The sequence below is a fragment of the Rhizobium moroccans genome, from assembly GCF_057559155.1.
This window is the reverse complement of the sequence record NZ_JBHFJG010000046.1, coordinates 30,816-46,772: the sequence shown is the minus strand read 5'-3', so window position 1 is coordinate 46,772 and position 15,957 is coordinate 30,816. Positions and strand designations below refer to the sequence as shown.

Below are 15,957 nucleotides of genomic sequence, written 5' to 3'. Positions count from 1 at the left end.
TGTTCAGATAATGAAGCTTGCGAGGAGATCGTTCTCGGTGATGTCCTCGTAGCCCATGCCGGCGGCCTCGAGACGCTCGATCAGGGCGGAGAAGTTCTCCGGCTGCGACGTTTCGATGCCGATCAGGATCGAGCCGAAATTGCGCGCCGATTTCTTCAGGTATTCGAAGCGGGAGATATCGTCCTCCGGTCCGAGCAGGTTGAGGAAATCGCGCAGCGCGCCGGGACGCTGGGGCATGCGGAGAACGAAGTATTTCTTCACGCCCGCATAGCGCATGGCGCGTTCTTTGACGTCCGGCAGGCGTTCGAAGTCGAAATTGCCGCCCGAAACCACGCAGACGACCGTCTTGCCCTCGAGCCGCTCCGCCCCGAGCGCCTCCAGCGCCGTGATGGAGAGCGCGCCCGCCGGTTCCAGCACCACGCCTTCCACGTTCAGCATCTCGCTGATCGTCACGCAGATGGCGTTTTCCGGAAGAAGCAGCACCTGATCCGGTGAAAATTCCTTGAGCGCTTCGAAGTTGAGGTCGCCGATCCGCGCCACGGCCGCGCCGTCCACGAAATTGTCGACCTTGGCGAGCGTCACGGGCTCCTTCGCCTCCAGGCTCTTCTTCAGGCTCGGCGCTCCCGCCGGCTCGGTGAAGACGAAACCTTCCGGAGCGACGATGTCCTTCAGATAACCCGTCATGCCGGAGGAAAGCCCTCCTCCCCCGACTGGCATGACGACGAGATCGGGCACCGTGCCCTGCGGAAGCTGGTCGATGATTTCAGCCGCGACGGTCGCCTGGCCTTCGATGATGTCGAGATCGTCGAAGGGCGGCACCATGAGGCCGGCAACCTCTTCCACATGCGCGCGCGCTGCCGCATAGCATTGGTCGAAGATATCGCCGACGAGGCGGATGGTGATGAACTCGCCGCCGAAGATGCGCGTCTTGTCGATCTTCTGCTGCGGCGTGGTGACCGGCATGAAGACGACGCCTGGCACCTGGAAATGTCGGCAGACGAAGGCGAATCCCTGCGCATGGTTGCCCGCCGAGGCGCAAACGAAGGTCTTGTCCGTGGCCCCGCCGGCGATCACCTTGCGGAAGAAATTGAAGGCTCCGCGTATCTTGTAGGAGCGCACCGGCGAAAGATCCTCGCGCTTCAACCAGATCTCGGCCCCGTAGCGGCGGCTGAGATGCTCATTCAATTGGAGGGGCGTTTCGGCAAATATCTCCCGCAGCGCCATCCTCGCTTCATCCACATCCGATCTGTTCACGCTCGTCGATCCATTGAAATCCTTAGACGGTCCCGCTATGCCATAGGCAATCGGGAGAGACAAAGCTTCTTTCCACGGCGACGGCATCGGCACGAAACGCGGGATCTCTTCTTGAACGGCAGTCTTCTCCGGCCCACCGTCTATATTGCGGCCCTATGCGGGCTCTATCTTTCCATCGCCATGTTCCTGCCGGCGATGTTCGATCTCTATTACGGCCACGATGACTGGCAGGTCTTTGCGCTTTCCGGGCTGATGGTCGGCGGATTTTCGGCGGCCGCGGCGCTCGCAACGCGCGGACCGCCGCCGGTGTTCAACAAACGCTTCGGCTTCCTGCTCGTCAACGTGCTGTGGCTGGTCTTCTCCATCGTCGGAGCCATTCCCCTCTATCTCGCGGAATACAAGACGACCTTCGCGCAGGCACTGTTCGAATCGGTCTCGGGTATCACGACGACCGGTTCGACCATCATCGTTGGACTCGACGATCTGCCGCCCGGCATTCTTTTGTGGCGTTCACTGCTGACCTGGCTCGGCGGCATCGGCATCGTCGGCCTCGGCCTCTTCATCCTGCCGTTTCTTCGGGTCGGCGGCATGTCGATCTTCAAGCTCGAATCATCGGAGACCTCCAACGAGAAGCCCTTCGCACGGCTTGCGAGCTTCACCCGCGCCTTCCTCGCAGTCTACGTGCTTCTGACGATCTCCTGTGCGGTTGCCTACGACTTTGCCGGGATGAGCCGTTTCGACGCGCTGAACCATGCCATGTCGACAATCGCGACGGCCGGGTTTTCGACGCATGACGCTTCGTTCGGCTATTTCAAAGACAACACTGCGATTCTCGTCATCGGCACGATTTTCCTGGCGATCTGCAGCCTGCCTTTCTCGGTCATCATCCTTCTGGCGGTGCGCGGAAGGCTGGAGACCCTGCGCGATCCGCAGATCGTGGTCTTCCTCGGATATCTCGTCGCCATCTCGGTGGCGGTCGGCGTCTACCACCATCTCAATAACGGCGTAGAGCTGGATGACGCCCTCATCCATGCGTTCTTCAACATCACCTCCATTCTCTCCACCGGCGGTTTCTCCAGCGACGATTATACGCTCTGGGGACCGTTTGCGGTGCTCGCGGCTTTCTTCGCGACCTTCATGGGCGGATGTTCCGGCTCGACGGCCGGTGGCATCAAGGCCTACCGTTTCGTCATCATCTTCAACGTGGTGCGCGCGGGGCTTGCCAAGCTGATCTATCCGAACGCGGTCCATACCGTGCGCTACGGCAACCTGACGGTGGATGCCGAAACGCAACGAGGCGTCTTCCTGTTCGTCAGCCTCTATCTCTTCCTGTGGGTGGCGGGCAGCGTCGCCATGGCGGCCCTCGGCTACGATATTCTCACATCGATGTCGGGCGTCATCACTGCGCTTTCGAATGTCGGCCCCGGCATCGGCCCGATCATCGGCCCGGTCGGTAATTTCTCCACCATCAGCGATCCGGCGCTCTACCTGCTTTCGCTGATGATGCTGCTCGGCCGTCTCGAAATCCTCACCGTGCTCGTGCTGCTGACACCGGTCTTCTGGCGGCATTGAGAGCTTTTAATATTCGGAGATGAGCCTGGTGCGGACGGCGGGGATCGAACCCGCACGGGCAAGCCCGAGGGATTTTAAGTCCCTTGCGTCTACCAGTTTCGCCACGTCCGCGAGGCGCGATTTCAATATCGTGACCGAATACGAAATGGAAGGGCCGCTTGCCGGAAAGATGTCGTTCGGCCAACTCCAGCCTCTGCGAGATTCGCCGAACGCGCAACGCTGCCGCCGCCCAAGGTCAGCTCAAGCCCCCGGATTCACTCCAGCTTGGCATCCACGACGAGCATACCTGCCCCAAAATGGTACGGAGCTGTGGAAATTTACCGATCGTTCACCATGTCCGTTGACATCTCTGGAACCAAACGGCCCGCCGCTACAACCTTCTCTTGCTGCGGGCTGCTGCTCCCCTCCGGCGTGGCCGCGGCAAGGGCTGGCGCGGGGATATCTTCGATCCCGAGACGCCGGCCCGCTTCAGCCCCCGCAAGCTTCGCGCAAGCCTCGCGAACAATAAGCGCCCTCTAAATTAGGCGGGCAGTTGTTTGCCGAGAATCATGAGGATTTCGAATGCGGTATGATTGGACGGGCGTCAGGACGATGCGGATCAAACGGCTGAAGATCGCGGCCTTCTGCGTGTCGCTGACGGCGCTTGCCACCGTCCCCGCCTGGACATTCCTCTCCTGAGTCTTCCATTTTGGGCTGAGCCAATCACGGCAAAGGGCGCGGCATCCACATGCCGCGTCCTTTTGATTCGAGTGCGATGAACGATTTCAGGCGGCGAGCTTGCCGGCGATCTTCGCCACATGCGCGCCCTGATATCGCGCGGCTTCCAGCTCTATCTCCGAGGGCTGGCGGGAACCGTCACTGCCGGTAATGGTGCTCGCACCATAAGGCGAACCGCCCTTGATCTCATCCAGGCCCGACTGGCCGGCAAAGGAGTAAGGCAGGCCGACCACGACCAAACCCTGATGGAGCAGGGTCGGGATGAAGGTCAGGATGGTCGATTCCTGGCCGCCATGCTGGGTCGCGGACGAGGTGAAGACCGAGCCGACCTTGCCGACCAGCGCGCCCTTGGCCCATAGGCCGCCGGTCTGATCCCAGAAATTGCGCATCTGCGAGGCAACGGTGCCGAAACGGGTGCCGGCGCCGACGATGATCGCGTCGTAATTCGCCAGTTCGTCGACGGTGGCGATCGGCGCCTGCTGGTCGAGCTTGTAATGGGAGGCCTTGGCGACCTCTTCCGGGACGAGTTCGGGAACGCGCTTGACATCCACCTCGGCGCCCGCCGATCTGGCGCCTTCCGCCATGGCATATGCCATCTTCTCGATATGACCGTAGGCGGAATAATAAAGAACCAGAACCTTTGCCATCACATGTCTCCGTTTTGTGTGGAATGCGTTTGGGATCTCGATGACGAGATGTAGCAAGTTCGCCGAATGCGGACAGCCCCGGCCCGCTCAACGCACCGTTCAATTTTTGACGACGTTTTCCGATGGACGGTCACAAAATCATGACTATCCGGCAATCTGCCGGTCTGGCGAAGGAAACCACTTCTGCGCCCGGCGATTTCGGCGTAGAGCATCATCCGACCACGGAGGACGCCATGCCAGATACGCCTATCGTCACCGCCGCCATGCTTGCCATCGGCGACGAACTTCTTTCCGGTCGCACCAAGGACAAGAATATCGGCCACCTCGCCGATGTGCTGACGCTTTCCGGCATCGACCTGAAGGAAGTGCGGATCGTTCCGGACGAGGAAGAGGCGATCGTCGAGGCGCTGAACGCGCTGCGCGGCCGGTATGATTACGTCTTCACGTCCGGTGGCATCGGCCCGACCCATGACGACATCACGGCGGATGCGGTTTCCAAGGCGTTCGGCGTTCCCTGCATCTATGATCCCGAGGCCATGCGCCTACTCGCCGAGATGTACAGGCGCCGCGAAATGGAATTCACCGAGGCGCGCCAGCGCATGGCGCGCATGCCCGAGGGCGCCCGGCACATTCCCAACCCGGTTTCGACCGCCCCCGGCTTCGTCATCGGCAATGTCCATGTGATGGCCGGCGTGCCGCAGGTCTTCCAGGCAATGATCGACAACGTGCTGCCGACGCTGAAATCGGGTACGAAGATGCTGAGCCGCGCCCTTCCCTGCCCCTATGGCGAGGGCGACATAGGCACGCCGCTTACGGCCGTGCAGAAGGCGCATCCGCAGACGAACATCGGCTCCTACCCGAAATATGACGGGCAGCGCTTCTCGACGGAGATCGTCGTGCGCGCCCGCGACCAGGAGGCGCTGGATGCCGCCGCCAATGCGGTGGCGGACATGATCGCCGGCATAAAGGCCAGCAAGGCGCGCACCAACCCGACCGCGGACGCCTGAACGACTGCGGCATTATCACCTCTTTGTTGCTGGCTGCTTGACCGGGAACAATGGGAGCCCCACGTTATCTTGAGATAGTCTTTGATCCCTTGGGGAAAGCCTGTCGCTGAGGAGATACCGCCATGGCTTACAAGACCATACTCGCCGTTCTCGACACACCCCGCAATGCGCGCCAGATCACCGATTTCGCCGTCGCGCTCGCCGACCAGTTTTCCGGGCACCTGATCGGCGTCCACGCCGAGACGCTGGCCGCCGTGCCGCTGATCGCACCCATGGAAATCCCCGATCCGGCGGCTGTCCAGGCGCTGCAGGAGGCGGCCCACCGCGAAACCGCCGAGGTCGAGCGCATCTTCAAGGAGCGTGCCGGCCACGACGGCGTCTCCATGGAATGGCGCAGCTTCCTCTCCTCTGCCGGTTACGGCGCCCATACCGTGATGGAAACGGCGCGCGCCGTGGACCTGATCGTCGCCAGCCAGAGCGATCCCGCCCATTCCTCCGACAATCGCGCCGATCTCGAAACCTTTCTGTTCGAAAGCGGCCGGCCCATGCTCTTGGTGCCCTACACGATGAAACAGCCGGCGCCGATCCGCCGCGTGCTGATCGCCTGGAACGGTTCGCGCGAAGCCGCACGCGCCGCCTTCGATGCCCTGCCGCTTCTCAAGGAGGCGGAAAGCGTCGAGGTCTTCTGCGTGGACCCGCCGGAAAGAGGCGATCAGATGCGCGACATGATGGGCGTGGAACTTGCCGCCGCGCTTTCCCGCCACGGTGTCAACGTGACGCTGACCACGCAGGACAGCGGCGGACTTTCGGCCTCCGCGGCGATCGAGAACCGGCTTTCGGAAGGAGGCGTCGACCTTCTCGTGATGGGCGCCTACGGCCATTCGCGCTGGTGGGAAATGCTGTTCGGCGGCGTCACGCGCAGCCTGCTCGATTCGATGACAGCGCTCTCGCTCCTGTCGCGCTGAGGCCTCACGCAACCCGCGCAAGCTCGCGCATCAAGCTCCGGGTGGGCTCCTGAACTCCTGCCCGGCTATTTCCGCAGGATCTTCTGCATCGCCTTCCCCTTCGCGAGTTCGTCGATCAGTTTGTCCAGGTAGCGAATTTCCCGCATGGTGGGCTCCTGGATCTCCTCCACGCGGATGCCGCAGACCACGCCCGTAATCAACGATCGCGAGGGATTCATCTTCGGCGCTTGCGCGAAGAAATCCTCAAGGCTGGTGTTTTTCGCCAGCTGATCGTCCAGCGTCTCCTGGCTGTGTCCCGTCAGCCAACGGATGATTTCATCGACCTCCGCCTTCGTGCGCCCCTTCTTCTCCGCCTTAGCGACATAGTGGGGATAGACGCTTGCGATGCCGATCGAATAGACGCGATGCTTCGTCATGCGAACTCCGAGACATCCAGGATAACTTTCGGATTACATTAGCAGACATCGGCGCTTTAACGTACGGCCCATCAGTCGCGAATCACCCGCTTGCCATCAGGGCGGGAATGCCGCTATTAGCGAGAGCCAAAGCAGCTCCCGCTAATTGGCAAAAAGACATGTCCCTTCCCGATAAAGCCTTTCCCGTTTCCTGGGATCAGTTCCACCGCGATGCCCGCGCACTTGCCTGGCGGCTTGCCGGCCTCGACCAGGATTTCCACGCCATCGTCTGCATCACCCGCGGCGGGCTCGTACCGGCCGCCATCATCTCGCGCGAACTCAACATCCGCCTGATCGAGACGGTCTGCATCGCCTCCTACCACGACTACGTCAACCAGGGCGAAATGAACCTGCTCAAGGGCATCAGCCCGGATCTCACCAAGGATGGGGGCAAGGGCGTGCTGGTCGTCGACGACCTCACCGACACCGGCAAAACGGCCTCCGAAGTGCGCGCCATGATGCCCGAGGCGCATTTTGCCTGCGTCTATGCCAAGCCCAAGGGCGTGCCGACGGTCGACACCTTCGTGACCGAAGTCAGCCAGGATACCTGGATCTATTTCCCCTGGGACATGGGCTTCACCTATCAGGAGCCGATCGCCAAGGGCACCAAGGGCTGATTCGGGGCCCTTCGCCCGAGGAAACAATCCTGTCCCTGCACCGTTGACCGTCCGTGGCCGACGAGGTTTGGGATGGACAGTCAGTTTTCGATCGTTTTCGGCGTGGCGCTTGCCGCCGCCCTCGCCTCGCCGCTCGGCGGGGCACTTTCCATCTGGCTCAAACCTTCCAGCCTTCTGCTATCGCTTGTCGTCGGCCTGGCAGCGGGCGTGCTTTTGGGCACCTTCGCCTTCGAAATGATGCCGAAGGCGCTGGAGCTTTCCTCGATCCCGCTTGCCGCCTGCGGCTTCGCCCTCGGTTTTGCGCTCGTCTACCTGCTCGACCTCTATGTCAACCGCTGGAAAATGGCCGGCCGGGAGGCGGCACAGAACGAGGCGGTGAAGAGCATGCACCGGCGCCTGAAACCGCGCGGCAGCAACACCGCCGTGCTTGCCGGCGGCACCAGCGCCGAGGAACTCATCGAAGGCGTATCGATCGGGATAGGCGCCGCGCTCGACCCGAGCATTGCGGTCATCGTCGGGCTTGCCATCTTCATCGACAATATCAGCGAGGCGATGAGCATCGGAGAACTGGTGCTGGGCGAAAGACGGGATCATGCGGGACGGCGAATCACCCTGTGGACGTCGCTGATCGGCGCATCGCTCTTCATCTCCGCCATGGCCGGCTGGTTCTTTCTCCAGGGCGTGCCAGAACCGGCGCAAGGTTTTCTCTTCGCCATGGGCGCCGGCGGCATGTTCTATCTGACGATCACCGACCTCGTTCCGGAGGCAGAATCGCACCATTTCCAGCAATCCTCGGCGATTGCCACCGGCTGCGGCTTCCTCCTCATCATGGTATTGTCGGAACTGATGTAATCCGGGATTCATGGGCTGTTTCAAAGCGCTACGGCGCGCGGCTCAAAGCCTCGGCCAATATTCCCTCAAAAGAACGACCGCGGGTTGAAAGATTTTGTGATCGCATCCAAGCCAGCTTGAAGCGCTCGGCCCAAATGCCTGAGTTTCTTCGATTATTTTTCTATCCCCGTTTTCCACAGTCTGCGAGCACAATATCTTGTGGTTATAAAAGCGTCGCAATCTACGCCTTGACGAATCTGTTGGCTCGGACAACAGTGTTCCAATGTTGCGGCGGCGACTGGACCGGATCTAACGAGGCCGGTTCCCATCTACGAAATCCTGTACCCGTATTCGGGGGCTCGCCTTGATTTAGCGCGTGCCGCCGTGGGGCTTTGTTGTCTTGATTTTCGTGGGCTGTCAAAGCACGAAAAGACTGGCGGAAAGAAGTTGTTAATACTATATTTAGTGTTTGCAGCCAGCATCGCCACAAGATACAGGTTGACCATCTCCGGATAACCTGACCGACGGAACGGAACGGACACTGGCTGCAGGTCGTTGATCGACGGCCGCCGGCATCAGAATTTTTGCGTCTGAAAACGGGCGCCAACGCGAGGATAGGGCAATGCGTATAGAACGTCGTTTCACCAAGCCGGGCCAGGGCGCCTATGCGGAGATCGAATTCCGCAAGGCGGTGAGCGAGATCCGCAACCCGGACGGCTCCATCGTCTTCCGGCTGGCCGACATCGACGTGCCGGCGCAGTTCAGCCAGGTCGCCACCGACGTGCTTGCCCAAAAGTATTTCCGCAAGGCGGGCGTGCCGAAAATCCTGAAAAAGGTCGAGGAAAACGACGTCCCCTCCTTCCTGTGGCGCTCCGTTGCCGACACTGAAGCCCTGAAGGCGCTCCCCGAAGGTGAGCGCTACGGTTCCGAGACCGACGCCCGCCAGGTCTTTACCCGTCTCGCCGGCACCTGGACCTACTGGGGCTGGAAGGGCGGCTACTTCACGTCCGAAGACGACGCCGCAGCCTTCATGGACGAGCTCGCCTACATGCTCGCCACCCAGCGCGTCGCTCCGAACAGCCCGCAGTGGTTCAACACCGGCCTGCACTGGGCCTATGGCATCGACGGTCCCGGCCAGGGCCATTTCTACGTCGATCCCTTCACCGGCAAGCTCACCAAGTCCAAGTCGGCCTATGAGCATCCGCAGCCGCATGCCTGCTTCATCCAGTCCGTCGGCGACGACCTCGTCAACGAAGGCGGCATCATGGATCTGTGGGTCCGCGAGGCGCGCCTCTTCAAGTACGGTTCCGGCACCGGCTCCAACTTCTCCCATCTGCGCGGCGAAGGCGAAAAGCTTTCCGGCGGCGGCCGTTCGTCCGGCCTGATGAGCTTCCTCAAGATCGGCGACCGCGCAGCGGGCGCCATCAAGTCGGGCGGCACCACGCGGCGCGCCGCCAAGATGGTGGTGGTCGATATCGACCATCCGGATATCGAGGAATATATCAACTGGAAGGTCAAGGAAGAGCAGAAGGTGGCGGCCCTCGTCACCGGCTCGAAGATCGTCGCCAAGCATCTGAAGGCGATCATGAAGGCCTGCGTCAACTGCGAAGCGGATGGCGACGACTGCTACGACCCGGCCAAGAACCCGGCGCTCAAGCGCGAGATCAAGGCCGCCAAGAAGGACATGGTTCCGGAAAACTATGTGGGCCGCGTCATCCAGTTCGCACGCCAAGGCTACAAGGACCTCGAGTTCAAGACCTATGACACCGACTGGGATTCGGAAGCCTATCTGACCGTCTCCGGCCAGAACTCCAACAACTCCGTCTCGCTGAAGGACGACTTCCTCAAGGCCGTCGAGAACGACGGAGAGTGGAACCTCACCGCCCGCAAGGACGGCAAGGTGATGAAGACGCTGAAGGCCCGCGATCTCTGGGAACAGATCTCCTATGCCGCATGGGCGTCCGCCGATCCGGGCATCCACTTCAACACGACGATGAACGACTGGCACACCTCGCCTGCCGGTGGCCCGATCCGCGGCTCCAACCCGTGCTCGGAATACATGTTCCTCGACGACACGGCCTGCAACCTTGCCTCCCTGAACCTCCTGCAGTTCAAGGACAAGGCGACGAAGCGCATCGACATCGCCGATTACGAACATGCCGTGCGCCTGTGGACCGTCGTGCTCGAAATCTCGGTCATGATGGCGCAGTTCCCGTCGAAGGAAATCGCCGAACTCTCCTATCAGTACCGCACGCTCGGCCTCGGCTACGCGAATATCGGCGGCCTCTTGATGTCCACCGGCATTCCCTACGACTCCAAGGAAGGCCGCGCGATCGCCGGTTCGCTCACCGCGATCATGACCGGTATCGCCTATGCGACCTCCGCCGAAATCGCCGGCGAGCTCGGCCCCTTCCCGAACTTCGCGCCGAACCGCGAGAGCATGCTGCGCGTCATGCGCAACCATCGCCGCGCGGCTTACGGCGAAACCACCGGCTACGAACAGCTGTCGGTCAACCCCGTCCCGCTCTTCCATGCGGAAAACCCGGACCAGGACCTGGCCGCCCATGCCAAGGCCGCCTGGGACAAGGCGCTGGAACTCGGTGAGAAGCACGGCTACCGCAACGCCCAGACGACGGTGATCGCGCCGACCGGCACGATCGGCCTCGTGATGGATTGCGACACGACCGGCATCGAGCCCGACTTCGCGCTCGTCAAGTTCAAGAAGCTCGCCGGCGGCGGCTACTTCAAGATCATCAACCGCGCCGTTCCTGAAGCGCTCCGTTCGCTCGGCTATTCGGAATCGCAGATCGCCGAGATCGAGGCCTATGCGGTCGGTCATGGCAACCTCAACCAGGCGCCCGGCGTCAACCCCGGCACGCTGAAGGCCAAGGGCTTTACCGACGAGAAGATCGAGGCCGTCAACGGCGCGCTGAAAGCGGCCTTCGACATCAAGTTCGTCTTCAACCAGTGGACGCTCGGCGCCGACTTCCTGAAGGACGTGCTGAAGGTCACCGACGAACAACTCGGCGACATGAGCTTCAACCTGCTCGAGCACATCGGTTTCTCGAAGAAGGACATCGACGCCGCCAATATCCATGTCTGCGGTGCGATGACGCTGGAAGGCGCACCGTTCCTCAAGGACGAGCATCTGCCGGTCTTCGATTGCGCCAATCCCTGCGGCAAGATCGGCAAGCGCTACCTCTCGGTCGAAAGCCATATCCGCATGATGGCGGCCGCCCAGCCGTTCATCTCGGGCGCGATCTCCAAGACGATCAACATGCCGAACGAGGCGACCGTCGAGGATTGCGGCGCGGCCTACATGCTGTCCTGGAAGCTCGCTCTCAAGGCCAACGCTCTCTACCGTGACGGCTCCAAGCTTTCCCAGCCGCTCAATGCCTCGCTCATCGACGAGGACGATGCGGAGGACGCGATCGAGGAACTGGTACAGGCTCCGACCGCGGCCCAGGCCGTGCAGATCACCGAGAGGATCGTGGAGCGCGTCATCGAGCGCATTACCCGCGAACGTGAAAAGCTGCCGAACCGCCGCCAGGGCTATACCCAGAAGGCCAATGTCGGCGGACACAAGGTGTATCTGCGCACCGGCGAATTCGGCGACGGCCGGCTTGGCGAGATCTTCATCGACATGCACAAGGAAGGTGCCGCCTTCCGCGCGATGATGAACAACTTCGCCATCGCCATCTCGCTGGGTCTCCAGTACGGCGTGCCGCTGGAAGAATATGTGGAGGCCTTCACCTTCACCAAGTTCGAGCCGGCCGGCATCGTGACGGGCAACGACGCTATCAAGAACGCCACCTCGATCCTCGACTACGTGTTCCGCGAACTCGCCGTCTCCTATCTCGGCCGTCACGACCTCGCGCATGTCGATACGTCGGACTTCTCCAACACCGCACTCGGCAAGGGTATCAAGGAAGGCAAGACCCAGCTCGTCTCGACCGGCTGGACCCGCGGTTACAAGCCGACCCTGATCCAGGGCGGCCAGACCGGCCCTTCGTCCGAAGCGAAGGGTGCCGCAACCGCAGCCCCTGCCCGCGCTTCTGCAACGGTTACCTCGTTCACCGGCAGCGTTGCCGGCAATACGGCCCGCAAGCTGGAACCGACGGTTGCCGCAGCAACCTCCGAAATCGTCTCCTTCAAACGGGATTATGAGGAGCGCGCCAAGGAACTGGCCGAAGAGATCGCCGAGGAAGTGCTCGACGACGTCGCTTCCGAAGAGCAGCAGGCAGCCACCGCCCTCTTCTCCGACAAGGCCGCCGCCGACGCAGCCTCGGCCAAGGCGGAAGCCAAGAAGGTGGAGAACGAGCGGCGCATGCGCTCCATCGCTCAGGGCTATACGGGCAACATGTGCTCCGAGTGCCAGAACTTCACCATGGTGCGCAACGGTACCTGCGAGAAGTGCGACACCTGCGGCGCGACCAGCGGCTGCAGCTGATCCGGCGGTATGCTGTATATAGCGCGGGCGCCACTGGGTTCGGCCGCTGCGCCATTGAGATGACATCAAATCGGTGGTCTGCCGCCGATCGGGAATGCGAAAGCCGCGCCTTCGAAACGAAGGTGCGGTTTTTTTCTTGTAGCCGTTGATCCAGAAGGTGCCAGCCCGCACCTGGGATTCTATCCGGAGAGCCCGGGCAACGTCCTGTGTCCATACCGCACCCGCGAGCATATGGATTGTCGTTGGCGATGCTGCGAAGCCAGCGGGAATCGGAACCAAACCGATCATGGGAGGGTTTACGCCGCATGCCTCTTCCCGGAGATTGGCGCCATTGCCAGGGAAGCATCTCGCGTCGGCCGCTGCTCATAGCGGCCAGAAGGAGGCGGTATGCGCGATCACCACAATGCACATGAACACACGAGCAGGCATCCATATGCCATGTTCGCCGTGAACATGATCCTCAGCCTCGTCGTCATGTATTTCGTGATGTTCTCGATGATCGACGGCTGGGGGGACTTTCGCAACAATCTCAACATGTTCTACATGGCTCTGACGATGGTGGCGCCCATGGGCATCATCATGCTCGCGACGATGAGGGGCATGTACGGCAACGGGAGGCTGAACGCGGCCATCCACGTCGGCCTAGCAATCCTCTTCCTGGCAGCTTTGTCGGGCACCCGTACCCAGGCGCTGGTGGGCGACCGGCAGTTTATCGCCTCGATGATCCCGCATCACTCGGGCGCTATCCTCATGTGCAGGGAAGCAGGATTGACGGATTCGGAACTGGTCACGCTCTGCTCCGAGATCTCACGTGCCCAGCGCGAGGAGATCGAGCAGATGAACCAAATTCAGGCCCGTCTGGGAGGACGGGGTTAGCCGAATAAACCCGTAGTCAATGGCTCCAGCCGATGTTATGAAACGGCATCAGGGATAACCGAAGCACTGCCTCGAAACCCGGCTCGCAACATGCCGTGCCGGGATCGCCGCTTCCCGCATGGCTTTGCCATGAAGGGAACGGCAAATGTATTTTCGGCTCTTTCTTCTCGCCCTCGCGACATTCGCCACAGGCACGGCGGAGAACATCATCGTCGGCATCCTTCCCACCATAGCGCCGAGCCTCGGCGTCTCGGTCGGGATCGCCGGACAGCTTACCTCGGTTTTCTCGATCACCTTCGCGCTTACCGCACCCTTGGCTCTTGGCCTGACAATGCGCTTCGAGCGCAAGAGCATCATGCTTTCGGCACTTGCGGTCTTCGCTTTCAGCAATGTCGTCGCCGGCATCAGCCCCAGCTACTCCATTCTGTTTGCCGCCCGCATCGGCATGGCTGCCGCCAGCGCCGTGGTTTGCCTGATCGCCACGATGCTGGCCACGGAACTGGTCGACAGCGGCATGAGAGGGCGCGCGATCGGCATCATCTTCATGGGCATCAGCGGGTCGATGGTGCTGGGTGTTCCGGCGGGAATGCTGATCAATGAATGGTTCGGCTGGCGTGCCGTCTTCCTCGCCCTGGCATCTGCCGCGCTCATCGTCCTGTTTCTCGCCCAATCCTTCCTGCCGAGGATGGGGCAGCGCCTGCAGGGCGACCCCGATTACAAGTCGCATCTGAAATCTTACAGGCTTCAGTCAGCGCAGCTGGTATCCATTCTCATGATAGGCGGCCACTTCGTCCTTTTCGCCTATCTCGCGCCATATCTGACCGAAGCCGTCGGCATTGCAGGCCCGCATGTCGTTTTGGCTTTCATAGCCTTCGGGGCCGCGGGCGTGAGCGGCGGATATTGCGGAGGATGGCTTGCAGACAGGCTCACGCCGCGCATGGCAATCGTCGTGACGCCGTTTCTCTACCTGCTGGCGCTCGCAGCCATTCCGCTGTTTTCAAACGCGCCGGCGGCCTTCATCGCCATCATGGCGGTCTGGGCTTGCATCAGTTGGATGATATCGCCCGTCGTGCAGAGCTTCCTGATATCCGCCGATCCCGCGACTGCGGAGGCTGGCATCGGTCTCAATCTCTCCGCCATGCATATCGGAGTGGCGCTCGGGACCGCTGCCGGAGGCCTGATCCTGGAACGCGCTTCCTTGCAGGCGCTGCCCTGGGCGGGATGCATTCTGGTCGGGCTTGCCGTTCTTTGCGCTCTGAACGCGACCTGGCGCGGAAAGAGGGTGCGGCCAACGGGATGACGTGATCCCCTACCACACCCTCGATTTCATCCGTTTCGAATCCGGCAGGTCACCGCCCGGCGACTTTACTGCAGTGTGCGGATCTCGATCTCTTCGGCGGCGCCCGAAACGGCGGCGGGTAGTCCGTCCCCTTCCAGGCCAGTCGCGACAACCGAGACGCGGAACCGACCATCGAGGTTGCGGTCGAAGATCGCCCCCACGACAATATCGGCAAAATCCTGCACCTCGTCGCGAATGCGGCTTGCCGCCTCGTCCACTTCGAAGAGCGTCATATCCGAACCGCCCGAGATGGAGATCAGCACGCCTTTGGCGCCCTTCATCGAGACATCGTCAAGAAGCGGGTTTGCGATCGCCGCTTCCGCCGCCTTCATCGCCCGGCTATCTCCGGCGGCTTCGCCCGTGCCCATCATTGCGCGCCCCATGCCGCGCATGACAGACTTCACATCGGCAAAGTCGAGGTTGATCAGGCCTTCCTTGACGATGAGATCGGTGATGCAGCCGACACCGGAATAAAGCACGCGGTCGGCCGTCATGAAGGCATCGGCGAAAGTCGTTTTCGCATCAGCGATGCGGAAGAGGTTCTGGTTGGGAATGACGATCACGGTGTCGGCAGCTTGACGAAGCGCCTCGATACCGATTTCCGCAGTTTTCATGCGGCGATTTCCTTCGAAGGTGAAGGGCTTTGTGACGACACCCACCGTCAGAATGCCGGCCGAACGCGCGGCATGCGCGATCACGGCAGCGGCCCCTGTACCCGTTCCTCCGCCCATGCCGGCGGTCACGAAGCACATGTGCGAACCGCTCAGGTGGTCCATGATCTCGTCGATCGACTCCTCCGCAGCGGCGCGGCCGACATCCGGCAGCGAACCTGCGCCAAGCCCCTCTGTGACGTTTGCGCCAAGCTGGATGCGGCGCGACGCCTTGGATGTGGCGAGCACCTGGGAGTCGGTATTTGCCGCGATGAATTCCACACCCTGCAGATTTTCCGCAATCATATTGTTGACCGCGTTGCCGCCTCCGCCGCCAACGCCGATCACAGTAATATGCGGCCGTAGTCCGGAAATACCGCTCTTGGCGTCCGTCATTGCTCTCTCCTTCAAAGCCTCGTGTCTGCCCCGCCCCTGTGAGGACAGCGAATCAGGCATTAAGCTAGGCGTACAACAAGGCAGAGCCGGGGCGAAGCCCTCATGACCAGGGCGGCCGATACTCGACGTGGCAAGGCATCGCCTGCCCAGACGCAAACAGCGCCCCGCATCTCTCAAGACG

General features: G+C 61.6%; 12 protein-coding genes, 1 tRNA gene and 1 pseudogene. 8 read left to right on the top strand and 6 right to left on the bottom strand.

Features of this window, described 5'->3' with window-relative positions; translation table 11 throughout:
• Window positions 1-3: 3 nt before the first annotated feature.
• Window positions 4-1,254: a threonine ammonia-lyase gene (gene ilvA, locus ACE04I_RS21305; RefSeq protein ID WP_046793015.1), complete on the bottom strand. Its 1,251-nt coding sequence runs from the start codon at window positions 1,252-1,254 to the stop codon at window positions 4-6.
• A 111-nt stretch (window positions 1,255-1,365) separates the two neighbouring features.
• Here ilvA and ACE04I_RS21300 point away from each other — a divergent pair, with 111 nt between their 5' ends.
• Window positions 1,366-2,826 (top strand): TrkH family potassium uptake protein, encoded by a 1,461-nt coding sequence (locus tag ACE04I_RS21300; protein ID WP_046792650.1) that lies wholly within the window; start codon window positions 1,366-1,368, stop codon window positions 2,824-2,826.
• A 26-nt stretch (window positions 2,827-2,852) separates the two neighbouring features.
• Here ACE04I_RS21300 and ACE04I_RS21295 read toward each other — a convergent pair.
• Window positions 2,853-2,937, bottom strand: a tRNA-Leu gene (locus ACE04I_RS21295).
• A gap of 653 nt (window positions 2,938-3,590) precedes the next feature.
• Window positions 3,591-4,190: an NAD(P)H:quinone oxidoreductase type IV gene (gene wrbA, locus ACE04I_RS21290; protein WP_046792651.1), complete on the bottom strand. Its 600-nt coding sequence runs from the start codon at window positions 4,188-4,190 to the stop codon at window positions 3,591-3,593.
• A gap of 233 nt (window positions 4,191-4,423) precedes the next feature.
• Here wrbA and ACE04I_RS21285 point away from each other — a divergent pair, with 233 nt between their 5' ends.
• Window positions 4,424-5,197: a competence/damage-inducible protein A gene (locus ACE04I_RS21285; RefSeq protein WP_046793016.1), complete on the top strand. Its 774-nt coding sequence runs from the start codon at window positions 4,424-4,426 to the stop codon at window positions 5,195-5,197.
• 122 nt (window positions 5,198-5,319) lie between these two features.
• A complete protein-coding gene (locus ACE04I_RS21280) occupies window positions 5,320-6,162 on the top strand; it encodes a universal stress protein (protein WP_046792652.1) in 843 nt (280 codons plus the stop codon).
• A 65-nt stretch (window positions 6,163-6,227) separates the two neighbouring features.
• Here ACE04I_RS21280 and ACE04I_RS21275 read toward each other — a convergent pair whose 3' ends face one another.
• Window positions 6,228-6,578, bottom strand: a complete 351-nt coding sequence (locus tag ACE04I_RS21275; protein ID WP_046792653.1) for a DUF2200 domain-containing protein — start codon at window positions 6,576-6,578, stop codon at window positions 6,228-6,230.
• A gap of 158 nt (window positions 6,579-6,736) precedes the next feature.
• Here ACE04I_RS21275 and gpt point away from each other — a divergent pair, with 158 nt between their 5' ends.
• The 3 genes from gpt (at window position 6,737) to ACE04I_RS21260 (ending at window position 12,515) form a co-directional block, all read left to right on the top strand.
• On the top strand, window positions 6,737-7,234 hold the full coding sequence (gpt, locus tag ACE04I_RS21270; RefSeq protein ID WP_046792654.1) for a xanthine phosphoribosyltransferase: 498 nt from the start codon (window positions 6,737-6,739) through the stop codon (window positions 7,232-7,234).
• 72 nt (window positions 7,235-7,306) lie between these two features.
• A complete protein-coding gene (locus ACE04I_RS21265) occupies window positions 7,307-8,086 on the top strand; it encodes a ZIP family metal transporter (RefSeq protein WP_046792655.1) in 780 nt (259 codons plus the stop codon).
• 601 nt (window positions 8,087-8,687) lie between these two features.
• On the top strand, window positions 8,688-12,515 hold the full coding sequence (locus ACE04I_RS21260; protein ID WP_046792656.1) for a vitamin B12-dependent ribonucleotide reductase: 3,828 nt from the start codon (window positions 8,688-8,690) through the stop codon (window positions 12,513-12,515).
• A gap of 135 nt (window positions 12,516-12,650) precedes the next feature.
• Here ACE04I_RS21260 and ACE04I_RS21255 read toward each other — a convergent pair.
• Window positions 12,651-12,768: pseudogene (locus ACE04I_RS21255) on the bottom strand (aldehyde dehydrogenase family protein); the annotation flags it as partial.
• A 134-nt stretch (window positions 12,769-12,902) separates the two neighbouring features.
• Between ACE04I_RS21255 and ACE04I_RS21250 the strand changes: the two are divergent.
• Entirely contained in the window at window positions 12,903-13,391 is a 489-nt protein-coding gene (locus ACE04I_RS21250) for a DUF305 domain-containing protein (protein ID WP_046792657.1), read from the top strand.
• A gap of 145 nt (window positions 13,392-13,536) precedes the next feature.
• On the top strand, window positions 13,537-14,691 hold the full coding sequence (locus tag ACE04I_RS21245; RefSeq protein WP_046792658.1) for an MFS transporter: 1,155 nt from the start codon (window positions 13,537-13,539) through the stop codon (window positions 14,689-14,691).
• A 65-nt stretch (window positions 14,692-14,756) separates the two neighbouring features.
• Here ACE04I_RS21245 and ftsZ read toward each other — a convergent pair whose 3' ends face one another.
• The gene (gene ftsZ, locus ACE04I_RS21240; protein ID WP_046792659.1) at window positions 14,757-15,776 is read right to left on the bottom strand and encodes a cell division protein FtsZ; all 1,020 of its coding nucleotides are present in this window, start codon (window positions 15,774-15,776) and stop codon (window positions 14,757-14,759) included.
• Window positions 15,777-15,957: the final 181 nt, after the last annotated feature.